Annotated in this window: 1 pseudogene; it reads left to right on the top strand. The window is 46.6% G+C overall.

Annotation, left to right across the window (positions count from 1 at the left end):
• A pseudogene (locus GHI93_RS12925) lies at positions 1–2,731 on the top strand (hypothetical protein); the annotation flags it as partial.

The raw sequence follows: 2,731 nt of genomic DNA, 5'->3' as shown, positions 1-2,731 counted from the left end.
AGTCCATCAGCGACGACGGTTTCAGCAGCGCCAAGTGTCGGAGTGACGCTTGTCAAAGGACAAACCCAAGCAGGAACGACTGTCTTTGGGGGATCAAATAGTAATCTTGATGCGGATGATGTCGCAGCAGTCATCGCGCTTCAACCGCTCGCAGAACACAAATCATGGACCAATCCCTATGTCGGTGCAACCTATCCGACAGGGACCATCTCCTACAGCCTATCAAACTCAGGGACTTACACCCCAAGCAGTGGGACAGCGACCGCACTTACGACAAGTCAGATGGCAAGCCCCACAGTCAATGCCTACGCTCCTGCGACGCTTAATCGCACGTCCGCCTTTACCTATAACTCAGGCTCAGGCTATGCCAGCAAGTACACGCAAGCCCTCAGTGCACCAAATGCCAATACAGGTCAGATCAATATGACTCAACCCGCAAGTAATCTTGCGAGTCAAGGGGTCTATAACTCAGGGACCTTCACCGCAAGCAGTGCAGGTAGCGTCACAAATACCAACTACTCTGGCGTTTACAGTCCCTATACTTATAACATGACTGGGGCAATCACACCGACTTCGCTTGCAAAATCTTTCTCCAGTATGGAGATGATTCTCGGCTGGGACAGAACGACGACGCAAAATCTCGCCAAATCGAATAACTGGACGAGATACGATTATAATCTTACGGTACCACAAATTACCTATAATGACACTAACGGTAAACCGAAGACGGTAGTAAATAACTCGGGAACAATCACATATACGACCATCGTAACTCCAAGCGGTTCTTGGTTTCAGTCAACAGAGTTTATTTTGGGTTTAGGGGAACAAACAATTACGACTGTTCCTAATGATAATGGTGGAGCTCCGATAACAGCGGCACACTATTCGTTGGATTATGGGTCACCATCAGATGGAAGCGTAAACTTTAATTACGGAAAAGGACAATTATATACTGGACAAAAAATTATTTTAAATCATTTTGATGAAAATGCGAACTGGGGAGCTGATCCAATAAGGCAATCCACCATTCTCATGTGGGATCCGTCTGCTTTTAGTTATGATCCCACACAGGGTTCAGATATCGTATTACCCTATTCAGAACAATCGGATTATAGTTCAACTCCAGGAGGAACGCTTTCGTTTGGAGTCGCAAACACATTCGCATCAACACCACCTGTGACGATGAAGGTCCTTTCTTATGATGCGACTTCTCAGCTTTATAAATGGTATAGCACATGGGCTGCCGTTGTAGCAGCAGGAATGCAAAATCAGGTCTCAGCTGTCAATATTTCAGTGAGAAATCCAGTAGATGGACCGGTGGTAGGTTATAACGCAAACGTTAGATTTTTAGGAGTTCCCGCAGTAGTCAAGACGGGAATCAAAGGTTCTAAGACCCCAAATGGCAACCCTCTTGTATTATTAGCCGCAAGTAAAGATACAGACTTAATCACGGGAAATACATTTGATCCGATGATCAATGGGGGAACAAGTTCGTGGATGACTAATACGGGTAATTCCGCTGATAATGGCACTTATATCCCAACAACATTTAATTCTGATGGTTCTGTAAACAATATGAACGGAACGATTGGCGGGAAAACATATACTCAACAGTACGTAAATACTTATGGAGACTCTGCATTTGTGATGCCGTACTCTATCACTTCTCGAACGACAATCTCTCAACCCTCTTATCAAACTTCACAAGATATCAAAGTGAAAATCCAAGGCATTCCATCAAGTGGGAGTTCAGCGACAACCTATGACTCAAATCTTGTGACCACGCTCCCTGTCGGAATCCACTATAAGTCTGGCTCCGCCGTCGATGCGTCCAGCAACCCATTACCAGATCCGACGTTGACAACCAATGCCAGTGGTCAAGAAGTCCTGCAATGGAATTTCAACAAAATGTCTCAAACGCTCATGGCAACAGGGACAGAGGTTGATTTTAAAGCAACATCAACTATCAGTCAACTGAGCTTTAATAGCCAAGGACTCACAGGAACGCTCGTGGTAACAACAGTTGCCTCGATGTGGATTGATGGACAGCCTGCAAATGTTGATGGTACAGGCTCTGACACGAGTGTGCGCCAATCCACGGCAGGTCTTGTCGAGCAGCTCATCCAGCAAGTCACGCTAGATAAAGAAGCCGACAAAACGGCGATTGAAGATGGTCCAAATGATGCGGCCATCACAGATCCAACCGCTCGTGCGGCCTCAACAGACATCACCTATACCGTCACAGGAGGCAACTACTCCGTCAATGCTCAACCAGCACTCACGATTATGGATGTCCTCCCTTATGATGGCGACAGTCGAGGCTCCAAACTCCACGGCGGCTACACAATCCAGTCCGTGAAGATCGTGGATAGTAATGGTAATGTTACTGGAAAGGACTCCGCAGGAAATCCGGTCACTCTCAACTATACTGATACCGCACCGAATACCTCAGGCTCAAACAACTATAACGAAAAAACGAATCCAAACACGATTATGGGCACGCCACCAAGTTCAGGCACATGGAGTTCTACACAGACTGGCTGGAAACAGGGAACTCCAGATGCCAACGCAAAAGCTATCATCGCCGCAGATCCGTCTTTGGCAATTGGCGCATCGATCACGCTTCAAATCACGATCAGACCGACAGGGCAACAAGCAGGAGATGTGTACGATAACCGTGCTTCACTGAACTCAACCATCATCAATGCTCCTGTTACCTCACAAAACTTTA

It is taken from the genome of Lactococcus hircilactis (genome assembly GCF_009601015.1).
Lineage (GTDB): Bacteria > Bacillota > Bacilli > Lactobacillales > Streptococcaceae > Lactococcus > Lactococcus hircilactis.
The sequence above is the reverse complement of the archived record's forward strand: the minus strand, read 5'-3'. Positions and strand labels throughout refer to the sequence as shown.